Genomic DNA, 665 nt, shown 5'->3' with positions numbered 1-665 from the left:
CGGGGTACAACGTCTACCGGGGCACGAGTGCGGGTGGTGAGTCCGCGACTGCGATCGCTTCGAACGTGAGCGGTACCAGCTTCACGGACACCGGGTTGGTCAACGGGACGGCCTACTTCTACACGGTCGCCGCGGTGAACGCCGCTGGTACCTCGCCGCMGTCSAACGAGGCGTCGGCGACCCCGCAGTCTGCKGYGAYGGTGCCGTCGGCGCCGACGGGGTTGGTCGGGACGCCCGGSAACGGGTCGGTGKCSTTGTCGTGGACGGCTCCGGCGTCGAATGGTGGGTCGGCGGTGACGGGGTACAACGTGTATCGCGGGACGAGCGCTGGTGGTGAGTCCGCGACTGCGATCGCTTCGAACGTGAGCGGTACCAGCTTCACGGACACCGGGTTGGTAAACGGGACGGCGTACTTCTACCGGGTGGCTGCGGTGAACGCGGTCGGCACGTCGCCGTTGTCGACCGAGGCGTCGGGGACCCCGCAGGCCGCGGTGGCGGCGGGCTACGTGGGTCGGGTCGGGTCGGCGACGGCGTCGGCGGCGCGGACGACGACCACGCTGACGGTCGGCTCGAGCGGGGTGCAGGCGGGGCACACCCTGGTGGTGTCGTTGTTGTTGTCCTCGACGAGACACCCTGGTGGTGTCGTTGTTGTTGTCCTCGACGAG

General features: G+C 69.3%; 1 protein-coding gene. It reads left to right on the top strand.

Features of this window, described 5'->3' with window-relative positions; translation table 11 throughout:
* Window positions 1-65: 65 nt before the first annotated feature.
* Window positions 66-665: fibronectin type III domain-containing protein (locus AC1DIW_RS21835; protein WP_478110920.1), on the top strand; the 600-nt coding region annotated here is incomplete at its 3' end.

The sequence above is a fragment of the Terrabacter sp. 01T434 genome, assembly GCF_056398545.1.
This window is presented reverse-complemented; position numbering and strand designations above follow the sequence as displayed.